We start from the raw sequence: 16,428 nt of genomic DNA, 5'->3' as shown, positions 1-16,428 counted from the left end.
TAATTTTCTGGTGTGAATCATATGTGTGTGATATAGGGGGAAGAAAAATGCGGAGGGAAGGAGCAGGTCAAGACCTGAAGCGGGCTGGTTGGATTTTCAATAGAAAAAAGCTTCGGCATAAACCAAAGCTTTCTTTACATAAGCGTTCTCTGGCTGTATTTTTTTGTGTCTATGCCGCGTTCATTCAGCCAGTGGAAAGTGTTTCCCGAAATAATCAGCGGTGCTTTCTGCAATGCGTTAATATTTATTGCACCTAATGCAGTCATCATCAACGTCAGCTCATGATGGATGATTGCGATCTCATCGATCAGTGCTTCAAGCCCGTTTTCGAACAGAATTTTTAATAGAAACCCGGCCATTCCAACAGCATCGGCACCTAGAGCAATTGCTTTTGCAACATCCAAGCTGTTCTGGATTCCTCCCGAACCAATGATCGGAACAGATGCGGCTGCGTGTTTGGCTTCGACAATCGATACAGCGGTCGGTACTCCCCAACTGTTAAAAAAGCTTAACAGCCTTTCCCTGCGCTCATTTTCGATTTTTGCAAAATTAGTACCGCCAAATCCGCCCACGTCCACTGCGGCTACCCCGATAGAAGCAAGCTGTGCAACGGCCTCCCCGCTCATGCCAAAACCGACTTCTTTCACGATGACCGGAACTTGCAGTTGCTGAATGATTTTTTCGATTCGCCGCAAAGCACCGCGGAAGTCGCGATCTCCCTCGGGCATTGTCAGCTCCTGAATAACATTTAAGTGAATTTGCAGCGCATTAGCGGCAACCATCTCCACAGCAGCCTGGGCCTGCTCGACAGTTGCCTCACTGCCAATGTTGCCGAAAACGATTCCGTCCGGATTTTCCTTCCTAATGATCTCATATGTCTTACGCTCAGTCTGATCCTTCAACGCAGACATTTGCGAACCCATGGAAATTGCAATCCCGGACCTTTTGGCTGCAATTGCCAACTTCCGGTTAATTTCTAATGTCTTCTCACCACCGCCGCCAGTCATGGCATTGATAAAAATTGGCGAACTTAAAGAAAGTTCGCCAATTTGCGTGTTTAAACCGATATTATTAACAGATGCACTCGGCAAGTTTTGATGGACGAATTGAATATCATCAAAACCGTTGCTGCGTTCCTGCCCCGTTTTCAGGGCAAATTGAACATGGTCCCATTTTCGTTTTGATCTCGACAAAGATTATCACCATTAATTTTTCAAATTCTTTAATTTATCGCCAATCATTTCACCAAGCTGAAAGCCTTTGGATTCCTCCGGAAGCTCATAGTCCCCGGCATCATAAGAATCCCTTTCCTGAAGGTCTTTAATGCTCAAAGATAAGCGCTGTTCCTGCTCATTGACATCGAGGACCTTGACCTGGACGCGCTCGCCTTCCTTTAATACTTCATGAGGCGTTCCAATATGCTTGTGGGCAATTTGCGATATATGAACAAGTCCTTCCACGCCCGGAAAAACCTCGACAAATGCGCCGTAAGAGACAAGACGCCTGACAGTCCCCTCAAGCGTACTTCCTTTAGGGGCTTTTTCAGCAATATCCGCCCACGGCCCAGGCAAAGTCTCTTTAATCGATAACGAAATTCGGTCATTATCACGATCGATACTAAGTACCTTTACCTTTACCTGCTGTCCTTCTTCGACAACATCGGATGGTTTTTCAACATGTTCATGTGACAGCTGGGAAATATGGACAAGGCCGTCAATTCCCCCGATATCAACAAAAGCTCCAAAATCGGTTATGCGCTGGACCGTACCATCCAAAACCTGGCCGGGTTGAAGAGACTCGAGCAGCTCTTCTTTTTGTTTTCCTTTTTCTGCTTCAACTACTGCGCGATGGGAAAGAATCAATCTATTCTTGTCGCGATCGAGCTCAACAATTTTAAATGTAAGCTGCTTGCCCTTATAATCGGAAAAGTCTTCTACAAAATGTGCTTCAACAAGCGAAGCCGGTACAAAACCCCGGACACCGAGGTCGACAACAAGTCCGCCCTTAACAACATCCTTTACTTCGGCTTCAAATATTTCGCCGCTTTCGAATCGCTTCACAAGGTTTTCCCATGCCTGCCCGGCATCGATCTTTCGTTTCGACAGGATCAAGGCCTCTTCCTCGACCTTTAATACTTCAAGTTCGAGTTCGTCTCCTTCAGCAACTACATCTGAAGCTTTTTCAACATGCAGACTTGATAATTCGCTGATCGGGATAATTCCATCAAGCTTGCTGTTTTCAACATGAACAAGCACCTGCTTTTCCTCAACCTTTGTTACTTGAGCTTTTACCTTATCGCCAACTTCAAAGTTTGTAACCTCAACATTATTCATATCTTCTGTCATATGTACTCCTCCTTAATCCAATGACTGCTCAAAAATTTATTCGAAATGCAGTAGTACCGCATTTAATACCGAGCTTTCAAAAATGACTAAAGAATTAGAAAAGCGGACGACCTTGCGGAAAAAGTCAAAAGCCGCTTTTTCCTATCGCTCAACCGCGACAGCGCTCCCCGACTTAAAGCGCTACGTCCTGTGGCGTCGTCGGCAATGGTACATCCTGTACGTCGGAGCCTGGAAATTGAGACGCCCAACCAATTTAAAAAGTTTATAGATTTTTATAAACTTTTAAAAAAACTCTTTTACCTAACTTCTTACAAATGAGTACTTTTGTCAAGTATGAACCTCTATTTATGCTCTTCAATTAGTTTACGAATCGCCGCCATGATCAATTCGGTTGCTTCGTCTGCGGAAGCCTTGTTTCTTCTTATTTCTGTAAAATCGACCGGTCTGCCGTATACAACCTTCAGTCGTTTGAAAGGTTTATAAGGGCCGATAATCGCACATGGGACAATCGCTGACTCGGAACGAAGCGCAAAAAAACCGGCTCCGGCCAAACCTTTTCCCAATTCCCCTGTTTTGCTTCTTGTTCCCTCTGGAAACAATCCTAAAACATGGCCATCGTTTAAGATTGCCAGGCCTTTACGCAACGCTTCCCTGTCGCTCATTCCCCTTTTTACCGGAAAGGCGTTTACACGGGGAAGGATCTTTCCCAGTAACGGAACGGAAAAAACCTCGGCTTTCGCCATAAAATGCACCGGGCGGGGTGCATTAATGCCAACTACAGGAGGATCGAGATTGTCGATATGATTTGCACAAAGTAACACCCCTCCTTCTTTCGGAAAATGTTCCCTTCCAATTACTTCAAAACGATAAACAGGCTTCAGCAGAACGTAAATAAGCGATTTTGCAAAGCTATATAGATTCATGGTCACCCAATCCTTTCCCTGGCCAGTACCATGATTTTCTCAACAACCTCTTCAATTGAGAGCGACGTTGTATCAATTTCCACAGCGTCCTCCGCTTTTTTTAACGGAGCCACTTCCCGTTCGGAATCAAGCTTATCTCTTGCCGCGATTTCCTCTTTTAATTTTTCTAAATCGGAGCGAAATCCCTTTTCGAGATTTTCCTGGTGACGCCGCTCGGCTCTTTCTTGTACGCTTGCAAGCAGAAATACCTTAACCTCAGCATCGGGGATGACATGGGTGCCAATATCCCGGCCATCCATGACAACACTGCCACCAACTGCAAACTTCTGCTGACGTTTGACCATTTCTTCCCGGACCGCACGGTGCTTCGCGACAATTGACACTGAATTCGTGACAACGTCTTTCCTGATTTCTGTTGTGACATCCTTGCCATCCAAAAAGACCAGCTGTCCGCCCGCTTCCGGAACCAGTTCGATTTCCGTATTGTGAAGAATGTCCACTAAAGCATTCTCATTATGTAAATCGATGTCATTGATTATCGCCTTATATGTAAGGGACCGATACATCGCACCAGTATCTATATAAAGGTATGCGAGCCTTTCCGCAACGATTTTTGCAACCGTACTTTTTCCTGCCGCTGCAGGTCCATCAATAGCAATTCGAATCTGTTTGTTCATGTTTCCTCCTAAAAAGCGTTCCATTCAAAAATGATAGTGACGGCCGGGATCTCCACTATCCACAAAGAATAGAGCTGTGTCCGGACGTATAAAAATATTAATCGGTTCTATTTTACCATAAGATGAACAATCGCTCCTCTTAAATCGTCATCCAATGAATTTTTTAAATTTTATATACAAAAAAGCAGGGCAGTCCCTGCTTTTTACTCTCCATTAAAAGTTTCAATCAACTTCGTAAAGTTACTTTCACTGACCCCTTCATATTCGGCAAGCTGCTTTATTTCAGGAAGTATATTAAAGCTGTGGATAAAAATTTGTGTTCCGATCAGAAAAAAGAATTGGACAATGATAATTTTGATCAAAATTCTTTCAAATGTTTTCATTCTATCTAGCCCCTAAAATGATGTTCTATTCTTCTAGTATCGGAGCCTTCGATTTAAATTATTCTATAAGGGCAAACCTTTTTTCTTCAAGGCAAGCTGTCTTTCAAAACTAAACCTTAGCAGCATCTGCCTTTCCTGGCCGGATATATCGATAAATTGCAGCGAAATTCTGTTTCTGTTAGGGCCGGTTGCTGCTATTCTGACGATCTTGCTTTTCAGATTAAGATAATGGTATTCGCCGCTTTGCATCGGTAAAACGAACCAAGTATTGATATGCTGTCCCTCGTGCAAGCTGACACCTGTTCCGGAAAGTATTGCCGCGCCGCCGGCACTTATGTCATCTGAAATCGTCGTAAATGGCGGAAATTCTCCGTTTAAAGGATGCACCGCCACATCTGCCAGAGTTTCAATGCGGACATATTGTCGCCGCTGGATTTTTACAAGATGCTCTTTTCCGGGATAGCGCAATTTCAGCATCGGAATCTTTTGCTTCACCCTTCCTTTCACTTCGCAGTCAAATAAATAAACAGTGCCCTCTTCCGCCACAAAACTTGCCTTTAGCTGTGTCCCATCAAGCAGGAATACTGTTTTCCCTGTATTCATATTGATTGGGTAATCTATGTATAAGTCCTCACCTGATCGATCGACAAGCTTACACTTGTACTTTTCTGAATCACCCGAGTAACTGGGCTCAAGAATAATTACATCACCAATCTTTAGCATATTGTCTACACTTCCCTTATAAGGAGAATGAAAAGATAATCTTTCCATTTTTATTATAAAGAATGAATTTCATAAAGCAATTCTTTAATTGAAAAACGGACAGTTATTTAAAATTAACATAGTATTATTCGTTTCCTATGGCATACTCTTCCTCGTTCGTTTTTTCTTTTTAACATATTACATTGTGAAACGAACTCATAATAAGAAGCTCGCAGCTTTTAAGAAAAACTTTTCAAAGAGAAAAAGGAAAGCCTTTTCAGACTTTCCTTTCAAACGACATCCTCATAGGTTGCTTCCGCATTATGAAGCTTCTCCACTTCCTCTTCGTCTCCGCTTTCAGCATTAATATAAACTCGGTACGTATCATTACCAAGAGTTCCCAAGAACTCGTAGCAAAGGACTTCCTGATTAAGGTCATTCATTATAACAGCAAGGCGATTCTCCATAATCTCTACATTTGGATTAATTTTTGCCCTTGCTTCCTCTTCAGTCAGGACAGGAGCGGCCATTTCCCTCGTTTGATGTGATCGTAAATAATCCTCGGCAGAAAGACCGATTATTTGTCCGTTATCCATAGCGACTTGGACCCTGATACTGTCCGGGTATACTCTGACACCATCCTGGCTTGTAACAAAAGTTAACACACCAACGTTATCATATTGGGAGCTTTCAAACAGGTCGAGATTCTGAAAGCCATTGTCTTGTAAATACCTGGCTGCGTTGTTGCTAGCTTCGTTCAAGCTGATTTTCTGGTTCTTAACATCACGTTTAACCATAAACCAGATTGGATGGCCGCCTTTTTTTGTTACGTCCATGGTTGCTTCAAGATTGCTCCGTCTATCCTCCATGGAAACACTGTAAAAGCCGAACTCCGAGCCGTCTCCATTTTCCGTTACCTTGGCCTTAACATCCTTGCCCATTCCTGTGTATTGTCTGGCGATTTGGACAGCCTTCTTCTCATTGATCTTCGGACCTTCCAAACGATTAAAGTTTCTGTCATCTTCCTGCATATTGACAAAGGCAGGTCCGAAATCTGTTTCCGAATATCCTTCAACCGTTTTCTCCACTGTCTTGAACCCATCAATAATCGTATTGTCATCAGGCTCGTCTCCTGAGGCAAGCGCCATGTCGACATCCATCCAGCGCAAATTGTTTGCAAGAACCATATGTTGGACCTTTCTGAGTTCCTTCTGAATATCCGCCGATTGACCGTAAAGATTGTTCAGCGCTGCATATTCTTTATCGGAGAGCGGTTCTTTTTCCAGGTCCCTAACCGCTGTCTGATAACTGAAGTCTCCGATTTGCGAAAGAAATTCTTCGGTTTTATTAAATGGCAGGATTGTCAACGGAAGCTCCCCGACATTGGTGTGTGCTTCAGATGTAATTCTCCAGACATCTGCAAGAGCCGGAGACAATGAATTTCGGGAATTCATCGCTAATGTTGTACCAATCTTATCGTGCAATAAATCGATCTGATAGGTTAAATCATGGAAGGCGCGCTGATAGTTATTTTCCGAGTTAACCAGGATAGCGTTTTTTTCCCGATGCTCCTGGTACCCCCAGAATGCTGTCCCTGCTACTGCCACGGCGAGCACACCAATCAGTATATTTCTAATCATATTCTTTTCACCCCTATCGACAGAAAATATGTTTTCCGATTTGTTTTATTTGCGGCCTTGTCCATATCCATCCCGATGTTGCCGTATCAGGATTAAAGTAATAAATGGCATTTTCGCTTGGATCCCAGCCGTTAATTGCATCAAGTACGGCTTTCCTCGCCTGTTCATTTGGTGTCAGCCAGATTTGTCCGTCCGCTACAGCCGTGAACGCCCGCGGTTCAAAAATGACGCCTGCAACCGTATGCGGAAATGATGCACTTTCAAGCCGGTTTAAAATAACTGCTGCGACCGCAACCTGCCCTTCATATGATTCGCCCCTTGCTTCGCCATAAACCGCATTGGCCATCAGTTGGATATCATTTTGTGAAAAACCATTTGGCACATTGGCTGCCGTAGGCTGGGCCGGCCGGGCAGGTGCTGGAGCTGACTGGCCAGCGGGTGCTTGAGGCTGAGCTTGTCCGCCTCCCTGAGCCCCAGGCTTCTTTTGTTTGTTAAGGTCTACCCCTCCATAATGGGAGAATTTATTTCCTTTATTAATTTGCTGCTTAACAAACTTTTCATTATACTTGGATGCTTTTACCAATTTGTTCTTCGTTGTCTGTCCAACAAGCCCGTCGATCGGAAGCCCGAATTCATATTGGAAGTTTCGGACTGCCCAGTATGTTCCCCACCCAAAAACCCCGTCAATATCACCGTTGTAATAACCGATATACTGCAGCCTTGATTGCAGCTCAATCACATCTTCCCCTACAGCCCCATGCTGTATTACTTGATTTGTAAAGGCAGCCGCGTTTTGGTCGTGGCTGACCGTTGGAATCAGAATACATAGGGACAAGGACATCAATACCTTAACGGATAATAACTTCTTTTTCATCACAGTTACCCCCAGATGTATAACTACTTTTAAGCATTGACCCTATTTTTTGTAGTGGTAGGATTTTTATTCAAAAAAGGAAAAAAACCCTTCATCATGGCTGAAAGGTTTTTGGAATATCATATTGGGCCTTTACGTATTGGGTGCTTAGTGCTCTTGCCATTTTTACCTTGCGCAGGCCGAGCCACCAAAGGAAAATCATAAACGGAAAAATAAAAGACGTCCAGTTATCCCGGGAAAGAAGGATATAATCATAGGTACCGTGGAGAAAAAACGGGGTAAAAAGGGAGAAAATAATCCATTTTTTATTTGAGTTAGCAGAAAACTTCCCTTTTCCAATATAATAGCCCATTATGACCCCGAACAAGGCATGGCTTGATACAGGTAAAAGGGCGCGGCCGAGCGCGTGCTCGAGGCCATTGGCAATTAAATACATAATATTTTCTGCAGTCGCGAACCCGAGAGATACAGAAGCCCCATAGACCACTCCATCATACGGTTCATCGAAATGAACATGCTTATACACAGTATAGAATAATACAAACCACTTGAAAAATTCTTCAAGCAAGCTTGTCGAAAAAAATGCCGAAACAAATCCCGATTGAACAATGTGCTCTGCTTCTAACACATATTGGATAAACATAATCGGAAATACGAGCAAAGCTCCAAAAACAAACGTTTTTAAAACCATTGACAAAGGCTCAGTTCCATATTGGTCTTTTAAATAAAAATAGCTTAACAGCGCTAAACCGGGCGCTATCCCGGCCGATAAAATTCCCAGCATGAGCTGTCCTCTTTTCAATCTGTTTCCTTAATCGTATCATGTAATTAGAGGAATGAAAATCAATTCTTGCTTCTAGACAAACAGAAATGAATTACTGGGGAGGAACTAACAATGAAAAAAAATATCCTTGTTATTCACACAGGCGGGACCATCTCAATGAGTGAGGACGCTGCAGGTTCAGTTAAACCGGAAAAAAACAACCCGCTCATTGAGAAAACCGCCGTGCTATCCAGCATGGCAAACCTGATAATTGAAGAGCCATTCCGCTTGCCTTCCCCCCATATAACAATAAAAGAGATGCTCCAATTAAAAAAATTAATTGAAAAAACTTGTTCTGCAAGAGCAATCGATGGTGTCGTCATTACACATGGAACAGATACATTAGAGGAAACAGCTTATTTTCTAGAACTCACTGTCACAGCTAAAGTACCAATTGTGATCACCGGGGCAATGAGGTCCAGCAACGAAATTGGCTCGGACGGCTTATATAATTTAATGTCGTCGATTAAAACAGCAGCCAGTGTTGAAGCAAAAGGAAAAGGTGTATTGGTTGTATTAAATGATGAAATTCACACCGCCAAAAATGTCACAAAAACGCATACTAGTAACGTATCTACTTTTCAAAGCCCACAGTTTGGCCCGATCGGCATGGTGACGAAAAGGGGCGTTTTATTCCATCACGCACCAACAAGAAGGGAATGCTACGATATAAAGGATATATCAAAGCAAGTTATTCTTTTAAAAGCCTATGCCGGAATGGACTCGACTCTGCTGACTGCGGTCAGTGAAATGAATGTTGACGGTTTAGTGATTGAAGCGCTTGGCCAGGGCAACCTTCCACCTGCTACTCTGGAAGGAATAGAAAAGCTGCTTGCAAGCGGGATTCCGATCGTTCTTGTATCTCGCTGCTTCAACGGCATTGCTCAGGATGTATATGGCTATGAAGGGGGCGGCAAGCACCTGAAGAAGCTCGGAATCATTTTCTCAAATGGATTAAATGGCCAAAAAGCACGGATCAAGCTAATGATCGGCTTAACCCATACTGGCAATAAAGAAAAAATTGAAGCGATGTTTCAGATATAGGAAAAGCTGCTCCGCACATGCTGAGCAGCTTGTTTCAAGAAGGTAAGCCTCTATTCCTTAAAGTTTCTGCAATCATGCTGCCATGAAAGCGTCCGTTTTCAATGAAAATTTCGTTTGCATTATTGCCAGCTGTGATCACACCTGCAATAAAAATGCCCTTCACATTGGTTTCCATCGTGTCAGGGTTGAAATGTGGTCTGCCCGTTTCTTCGTCGACGTTAATGCCCATTTTGGTCAAAAAGCTGTGGTCAGGATGATACCCCGTCATCGCAAACACGAAATCATTTTTGATTGTATGATCTTGATCGTTTTTCGTGTAGATGACGGCATCTTTCGTGATTTCCTTTATATGTGCTTCAAATTCCATTTTGATCTTTTCATTTCGGACTAATGAGTCGAACTCCGGCAAAATCCATGGTTTGATGCTCGGTGAATATTCGCTGCCACGGTACAGAACTGTAACCCGTGCTCCCGCCTTCTCAAGCTCGAGCGCTGCATCAACACTTGAATTTTTACCACCGATAACGGTAACGTCTTTATCAAAAAAAGGATGGGCTTCTTTAAAATAATGGGCAACCTTCGGTAACTGTTCCCCAGGTATATTCAGATAATTAGGATGATCATAATAGCCTGTTGCCACGATGACAACAGGAGCCGTGTAAACCGATTTATCCGTTTCAATCACAAATTCCTGCTCGCTGCGTTGACTGACTTGGACCACCTTTTCAAAAGAATGGATGCGAAGTTCTTTTCGCTTCACAACCTCCCGGTAATAGGAAAGGGCCTGATTTCGCTTCGGCTTATAATTTTCTGTTATGAATGGCACGCTGCCAATTTCCAGTTTTTCGCTTGTGCTGAAAAACGTTTGATGGGTTGGATAATGGTAAATCGCATTGACAATATTTCCTTTTTCGATCACAAGAGGGTTTAGACCAATTTCCTTTAACGCAATCGCCGCTGACAAACCGCACGGCCCGCCGCCAACAATAATCGCATTTTCTTTGTTCACTTATGTTCACTCCTTAAAAACACTTCGGCTGGAGTATTAAAAAACTCCTATCTTTTCATGATAGGAGATTTTATCATTTTATACAAATCGAACGATTGCTTGTCTTTCGGCGGTGATGCCGCTAGCTAAATCCAGCCCCGGAAGCGGCTCGCTTCCGCCATCTTCCTTACTCCGACCATATATGCCGCGAGGCGCATATTAACACGGCGGTTCTGTGCTGTGTCATAAATATTATTAAACGATTTGCACATCACTTTTTCTAATTTCTCTTCCACTTCTTCTTCTGTCCAATAGTATCCCTGGTTATTCTGAACCCACTCAAAATAAGATACGGTAACACCGCCGGCTGAGGCGAGCACATCCGGGACAAGGAGGATTCCCCGTTCGGTTAAAATTTCGGTAGCTTCCAATGTAGTTGGCCCGTTTGCCGCTTCAACAACAATCGCTGCTTTTATATTATAGGCGTTGTCTTCCGTGATTTGGTTTTCAATGGCAGCCGGAACAAGAATATCACAATCCAATTCAAGCAGCTCTTTATTTGTTATCGTATTATTAAATAATTTTGTTACAGTTCCAAAGCTGTCACGGCGATCGAGCAGATAATCAATATCTAAACCGTTTGGATCATGCAGACCGCCATAAGCATCAGAGATCCCAACAACTTTAGCGCCTGCATCATTCATAAATTTTGAGAGGTAACTTCCGGCATTTCCGAACCCCTGAACGACCACCCTGGCGCCTTCCAGCTTGATGCCTTTCTTCTGGGCCGCTTCTCTTATACAGATCGTTACACCTTTTGCCGTAGCTGATTCACGGCCGTGCGACCCTCCCAGTACGAGTGGCTTGCCTGTAATAAAGCCGGGTGAATTAAATTCATCAATCCTGCTGTATTCATCCATCATCCAGGCCATGATCTGCGAATTTGTAAACACATCCGGAGCAGGAATATCTTTTGTCGGCCCGACAATCTGGCTGATGGCCCGGACGTATCCCCTGCTTAAGCGTTCAAGCTCACGGAACGACATATCGCGCGGATCGCAGACGATTCCGCCTTTTCCGCCGCCATATGGCAAATCAACAATTCCACATTTTAAGCTCATCCAAATTGAAAGAGCTTTAACTTCAGTTTCTGTTACATTCGGATGAAAGCGTATCCCACCTTTGGTTGGGCCGACTGCGTCATTATGCTGGGCCCGGTAGCCAGTAAAGATTTTTACAGAACCGTCATCCATCCGAACCGGGATTTTCACAGTCATCATCCGAATCGGTTCTTTCAATAATTCATAAACCTCTTCAGAGTATCCAAGCCTTTCGAGAGCTTTATGTATGACAGTTTGGGTTGACTTTAAAACATCATGCTTGTCTTTATCATTTATATGGGTCGTGCCTTTCTCGGCTACCATTCCATAAACCTCCTAAAAAAATCACTTTTGCGGATGCAGTCCGCTTTCATTCAAAAGTATACACCTTTGCTTGATTTATGCAAGAAGAAAAACCTACTTTTCGGCATATTTTGATTATTCATTGAAAGCGTTATCAATTCAAGTGTTTAAAGGAATTATTGACCACATTATATCAACTGTTTTCCCTTCAGCAATGAACAAAAACAACTGTCTATTCATTTTTCAAAACGAATTGTAGCTCCACCAAAAGTTATTAGAAAATAATATTTTATCGTTAATTTATGTGTGCCCATCTCCCTCTTAAATGATGAGTCAAAAAGAAAAAGCGGCAATCGCTTGTTCATTTTTCAAAATAATGGACAAGCGTTTCAACCGCCTTTTCTAATATAATTTCTTTCCCGTATTCCTGCAGTCTATGAATTGTCGTTAACGACGGATTCCCATACTCCGCGAGGATCGGAATGATTTGGTTTGCATCCGTGATCGAGCGTTCATCCATAAGTAAGTAATAATAATCATTAAAGGCGTATAAGCTTCCGCCGGTGATTTTCATGGCAGCAAGACGGCTTGCGAGCTGAATAACCACCTCTATACCCGCAAATTCAAAAAGAATATTGTCACTGTCTTCGGCCATGACTTGCATTTCAATAAAGCTGTCGCTAAGGGATTCTTCTTCCTCGCTTTGTTCCTCGACTGTTACAATCATGATCATTCCCTGGGCCTGTAGAGAAAAAATTTCTACTGCTACAGAGCCATGGAAATCAACTCCAAACTCTTCGCTTGCTTCCTCCAGCATATCATGAAAAAGCTGATGCCACTTCAAAGAGTCCAGCCAAATATCTTCCTTTGACAAACCTCGTTCAGTTAAATCGTCCGAGGTTAAAAATATTTTTATTTTGTTGCTTGTTAATCGTTCTAAGCGCATGACCATGCCCCCTGCTATGAACAAAGCTCTTAATTTTAGTTTATGAAATATTCAGAGGTTGGTGAGTTGTTTCTTATTGGCTCTTGCTGGATATGTTTCAACGTCATTCGCTTTTTAATGTTATTAGATGCGTTTCTGCTTTGGCACCAAGCCGGAGCGGTAAAGCAGTGGTTCCATATCCATTGCTGACAAATAACTTCGTCTGCGCCAAATCCCTGATTCCGCCTTTTTTATACGGACTGTAACCAAGGATGCGGATTTGGCCGCCATGAGTGTGCCCGCTAAGCACAAGGCGAATATTATGTTGAACGTCTATTTTCCTGCTAATGTTCGGGTTATGGCTTGCCAGAATTTTAAAGACATCCTTGCCTGCATCCTTGAGTGCAAGATCGAGACGGTCCCGTCCTATGCTTGGATCGTCGACGCCCAGCAACTGAATGGTTTCACCGTTTGCGGATTCAAACTGAACAGCTGTATTGTCTAAAATTTTTATGCCTGATTCAAGCAGCACAGCATCAAGCTGGTGATGATCCAGTTCGTAATCGTTATTTCCCCACACAAAGTAGACGGGCCCCAGCTTTTTTAATTTAGTCAGATTCTGCTTTATCCGGTCTATTGAAACGCCCTTTTCAGCAAGGTCGCCTCCAATAATGACAATATCAACGGATTCATCCACTTTCTCCATTAACGCATCTGTGATCAAACGGCGGTGGACATCCGATATAAAGAAGATTTTTACTGCACCAAAGCTTTTTGGAAAATCAACGAAAGATAATTCGTGTTTGATAACCCTGTCCGAAAAAGCTTCTTTCCACATATACAAAAGCAAGCCGACGCCGGCTGCGACAATGATCCAGATAAAATCCATAATTCCTCCTGAAATCCTGATCTTCCCTGAGTTTTATTTAAAATCATACCATAATAAGGCCTGCAAGCAGTAATCCATTTGATGATCCGATCAACAAAAATCCCTTCCATACTTTAGTATGAAAAGGGATTTTCTTTTGACACTGGAATTAAGCGACCTGGTCATTTGTTAGTCTTCGACAATATCTAAAATCCGGAATCCTGATGATTCCAGTTTTTTAACGAATTTGTCGATATTATCTTTCTTTTCCACTTTCATTACAATTCGACGGACAAGCTTATCGGTTTCATCAAAGGTCACCAGTGAAATGATATGTTCATGGAAATGATGGGCTATTTCAGCAAGCCGGGCAATCCTTCCTTCTGTTTCAACGGAAGTAAAGGCAATTCTCACGCCCGGTTTATGCATGCCAAATGCGCTTTGAAATTGTTCCATGACATCAAACCTCGTGACCGCTCCAAGAAATTCCCTCTTTTCATCGACCACAGCAAGAAGGGGAAAATTTTTTAATTGTAACAAAGTAGTTTCAAAAATTTCCTGGCCTTCTAAAAATTTTTCCTGGTGGGTTGCGATATCTTTCACAAATGTAGTTTCCAAAAAATCGTCTTTTGATTTTCCGGAAATAAAGAAATTTTGATAGATCGATGCTCTTGTGATAACCCCTGCGTAACTATCACCATTCAGGACAGGCAGGCCGTCAATTTGATGGGCTTCCAGCATATTCAGAGCATTTCTTACACTTTCTTCGTGTTGAATCGAATAACATTTATACTTCGGAATCATGATGCTTTTTACAAACATGCTTATCACCTCTAATAATAAAATTCGACATAACTATATATTCTCTACGCGCAGAAAAATCCCTTTTTCTGTGCAGTTTATTTGTGACATGTTCAAGTTTTTTTACAAACTGTCCAAAAAAATGAGACATTGTTATTTGTTTTCGTGATACAAGTTAATATCATAATTTTTTTTCATCATTTCAAAAACAAGATGCCGCGATTTCCATTCTTGTTCTTTCTTCCATAAATCCTTGCTCTTATCGATAATTTCACATCTTAACGCATGGAATTCTTTTTCAGCCTTTTCACGCTTTTCTCTTAACAAATTCATTAACCCATATGTTCCGAACACAAACACTAAACAGTAAAAATTAACCGAGTTGCTGACAAACGCCGAAAACATTGAAGCAAACGAATATGAATACGGCTGGAGCACCGACTCATACAAATAGAGGAGATAAAGAAAAGCAAAACAAATGGTCAGCCACATGACAATTAAATGCCGAAATTTAAAGCGGTCGAATTTTCTTTTCCTTTTTACAACACTTTGAAGCATCTGCTTGGTAGTCTCATCTGTCTTGTCGTCGAGCATCTTGATCGGTGTTTCCAACACGTCCCCTCCTTTATGCCTTTTTATAAAAATGTATGAACTTGTCCAATAATATATGTTGCTTTGGACAACAAAAAATCCCGTCGAGATGACCGGAACTTCTCACTGTTCGATTGGAATTTTCAGCTTTTGACCCACTTGAATTTCGTTGTTTTTAATATTGTTTGCCTGCTTAATTTTATCAATGCCCGCTTGCGATTGGTAATACTTCATGGCAATTCTGTACATCGTTTCCCCGGGAGCGACCGTATGATAAATCACGGCCGCCTCATCTTCTTTCTGCGTAACAGCTGCACTGGATTCGGATTGGTTATCCTCAGCAGGGCTTGCAGCTTTTGCTTCTGCAACGGGTGCGGGTTTGGTACTCTCTTCTGGTGCAGTCTCACCGTCTTTATTGCCGCCAGTTGCAACCGTAGCTTCAGCTGAAGGGATAATGAGCGGCTGCTGGTTTGGATTTTCTTCTGCAACATGATCGTCCAAGTTGCTGGCAGGCTCTTTCTTGGTTGACGCGTCTTGCGACCTATCAATGTCGATCATGTCATAGCCGCTGCCTTTCTCGCTTGTATCTGTCCCTCCCGGCTTATCGTTTAAATACGAATAGACACTGAAAATACAGATTGGCAGCAAAATAAAAAAAAGAGCGAGAAGACGGATAATCGGGTATTTCAACTTCCAATTATTTTTCTTTTGCCTATCCCGGTGAATTTCGTTTCTTGGAGGCAATCCAGTGCTTGTATTATATTCTTCTCTATCGGGATGATTGATTTTTTTTCTCAAGCGTTCCGCCTGATCTCTATAAGGATTTTCTCTATTCATGAAACATCCCTTCCTGTCCAAGCTGGTTATCGTTTTTTCTATATTTGATCGTTAAACCCAGCAAAAAATCAATTAAAAAATGCATAAAAACTGTGACTAACAAGTTGTTTGTCCAATAAAAAACAAACCCGATCAAGAAGCTTAACAGCACAATATTGCTAAACAAAAACCAATTAAATAAATAACGGTAATGTACAAGAGCAAAAATAATACTCGACACGATTATACCGAAGTTCGTTTGAATAACTCCCCGGAACAATATTTCCTCCCCTGTAGCCACCACCGCTGAAATGACGGCAATGTGGGCTATATTAACGTTGCGGAAAATTTTTTCATTGAGTCCTCCATCGTCATAAAAAGAAGGAGGCAGGACTTTCATTAGCAGCATATCGACTAATACAACCCCAACCCCTGCGATTCCCCCTACAAAAAGGATATTAGGATCAGACCATTTAAATAAGTCGAAAAATGCTGAAAGGCTGTCAAATAATATCATACCTAAAATCAGCGCAATCGTTAATAGTAAGATTTGCGTTCCATACAAATGAAACAGCAATTCTTTAGTCGATAACTGCTTTATTAGTTCTTTATACCTATTATTCAT

Annotated in this window: 18 protein-coding genes; 1 reads left to right on the top strand and 17 read right to left on the bottom strand. The window is 42.3% G+C overall.

The window, feature by feature from the left end; translation table 11 throughout:
- Positions 1-134: 134 nt before the first annotated feature.
- The 9 genes from fni to prsW form a co-directional block, all read right to left on the bottom strand.
- The gene (gene fni, locus CU635_RS03560; RefSeq protein ID WP_101575789.1) at positions 135-1,193 is read right to left on the bottom strand and encodes a type 2 isopentenyl-diphosphate Delta-isomerase; all 1,059 of its coding nucleotides are present in this window, start codon (positions 1,191-1,193) and stop codon (positions 135-137) included.
- A 12-nt stretch (positions 1,194-1,205) separates the two neighbouring features.
- Positions 1,206-2,345 carry a 30S ribosomal protein S1 gene (gene rpsA, locus CU635_RS03555; protein ID WP_101575788.1) on the bottom strand — a complete coding sequence of 380 codons (1,140 nt, stop codon included), beginning with the start codon at positions 2,343-2,345 and terminating at the stop codon, positions 1,206-1,208.
- 341 nt (positions 2,346-2,686) lie between these two features.
- Positions 2,687-3,268, bottom strand: coding sequence for a lysophospholipid acyltransferase family protein (locus CU635_RS03550; RefSeq protein ID WP_101575787.1), 582 nt, complete (start codon positions 3,266-3,268; stop codon positions 2,687-2,689).
- A gap of 2 nt (positions 3,269-3,270) precedes the next feature.
- A complete protein-coding gene (gene cmk, locus CU635_RS03545; protein WP_101575786.1) occupies positions 3,271-3,945 on the bottom strand; it encodes a (d)CMP kinase in 675 nt (224 codons plus the stop codon).
- Between the two features lie 203 nt (positions 3,946-4,148).
- Complete coding sequence (locus tag CU635_RS03540) at positions 4,149-4,328, bottom strand: YpfB family protein (protein WP_101575785.1); 180 nt, start codon at positions 4,326-4,328, stop codon at positions 4,149-4,151.
- Positions 4,329-4,391: 63 nt separating this feature from the next.
- Positions 4,392-5,051 carry a flagellar brake protein gene (locus CU635_RS03535; RefSeq protein WP_101575784.1) on the bottom strand — a complete coding sequence of 220 codons (660 nt, stop codon included), beginning with the start codon at positions 5,049-5,051 and terminating at the stop codon, positions 4,392-4,394.
- Between the two features lie 269 nt (positions 5,052-5,320).
- On the bottom strand, positions 5,321-6,670 hold the full coding sequence (gene ypeB, locus CU635_RS03530) for a germination protein YpeB (protein WP_101575783.1): 1,350 nt from the start codon (positions 6,668-6,670) through the stop codon (positions 5,321-5,323).
- A gap of 13 nt (positions 6,671-6,683) precedes the next feature.
- Complete coding sequence (sleB, locus tag CU635_RS03525; RefSeq protein ID WP_101575782.1) at positions 6,684-7,544, bottom strand: spore cortex-lytic enzyme; 861 nt, start codon at positions 7,542-7,544, stop codon at positions 6,684-6,686.
- 94 nt (positions 7,545-7,638) lie between these two features.
- On the bottom strand, positions 7,639-8,328 hold the full coding sequence (gene prsW / locus CU635_RS03520) for a glutamic-type intramembrane protease PrsW (RefSeq protein WP_101575781.1): 690 nt from the start codon (positions 8,326-8,328) through the stop codon (positions 7,639-7,641).
- A gap of 111 nt (positions 8,329-8,439) precedes the next feature.
- Here prsW and CU635_RS03515 point away from each other — a divergent pair, with 111 nt between their 5' ends.
- Positions 8,440-9,411 (top strand): asparaginase, encoded by a 972-nt coding sequence (locus tag CU635_RS03515; protein ID WP_101575780.1) that lies wholly within the window; start codon positions 8,440-8,442, stop codon positions 9,409-9,411.
- A gap of 34 nt (positions 9,412-9,445) precedes the next feature.
- On the opposite strand, the gene CU635_RS03510 is transcribed toward CU635_RS03515, so the two are convergent.
- The 8 genes from CU635_RS03510 to CU635_RS03475 form a co-directional block, all read right to left on the bottom strand.
- A complete protein-coding gene (locus CU635_RS03510) occupies positions 9,446-10,420 on the bottom strand; it encodes a YpdA family putative bacillithiol disulfide reductase (RefSeq protein ID WP_101575779.1) in 975 nt (324 codons plus the stop codon).
- A gap of 125 nt (positions 10,421-10,545) precedes the next feature.
- The gene (locus CU635_RS03505; protein ID WP_101575778.1) at positions 10,546-11,823 is read right to left on the bottom strand and encodes a Glu/Leu/Phe/Val family dehydrogenase; all 1,278 of its coding nucleotides are present in this window, start codon (positions 11,821-11,823) and stop codon (positions 10,546-10,548) included.
- Between the two features lie 340 nt (positions 11,824-12,163).
- A complete protein-coding gene (locus tag CU635_RS03500; protein WP_101575777.1) occupies positions 12,164-12,748 on the bottom strand; it encodes a genetic competence negative regulator in 585 nt (194 codons plus the stop codon).
- 103 nt (positions 12,749-12,851) lie between these two features.
- Positions 12,852-13,616, bottom strand: a complete 765-nt coding sequence (locus tag CU635_RS03495; RefSeq protein ID WP_101575776.1) for a metallophosphoesterase — start codon at positions 13,614-13,616, stop codon at positions 12,852-12,854.
- Between the two features lie 168 nt (positions 13,617-13,784).
- Positions 13,785-14,417, bottom strand: a complete 633-nt coding sequence (locus CU635_RS03490; protein ID WP_101575775.1) for a CBS domain-containing protein — start codon at positions 14,415-14,417, stop codon at positions 13,785-13,787.
- Between the two features lie 132 nt (positions 14,418-14,549).
- Complete coding sequence (locus CU635_RS03485; protein ID WP_101575774.1) at positions 14,550-15,008, bottom strand: YpbF family protein; 459 nt, start codon at positions 15,006-15,008, stop codon at positions 14,550-14,552.
- A 102-nt stretch (positions 15,009-15,110) separates the two neighbouring features.
- Positions 15,111-15,824, bottom strand: coding sequence for a LysM peptidoglycan-binding domain-containing protein (locus CU635_RS03480; RefSeq protein ID WP_101575773.1), 714 nt, complete (start codon positions 15,822-15,824; stop codon positions 15,111-15,113).
- On the bottom strand, positions 15,817-16,428 hold the full coding sequence (locus tag CU635_RS03475; protein ID WP_101575772.1) for a CPBP family intramembrane glutamic endopeptidase: 612 nt from the start codon (positions 16,426-16,428) through the stop codon (positions 15,817-15,819). The genes CU635_RS03480 and CU635_RS03475 overlap by 8 nt, the downstream gene beginning before the upstream one ends.

The organism is Bacillus canaveralius (assembly GCF_002860125.1).
Classification (GTDB): domain Bacteria; phylum Bacillota; class Bacilli; order Bacillales; family Cytobacillaceae; genus Bacillus_BJ; species Bacillus_BJ canaveralius.
The sequence above is the reverse complement of the archived record's forward strand: the minus strand, read 5'-3'. Positions and strand labels throughout refer to the sequence as shown.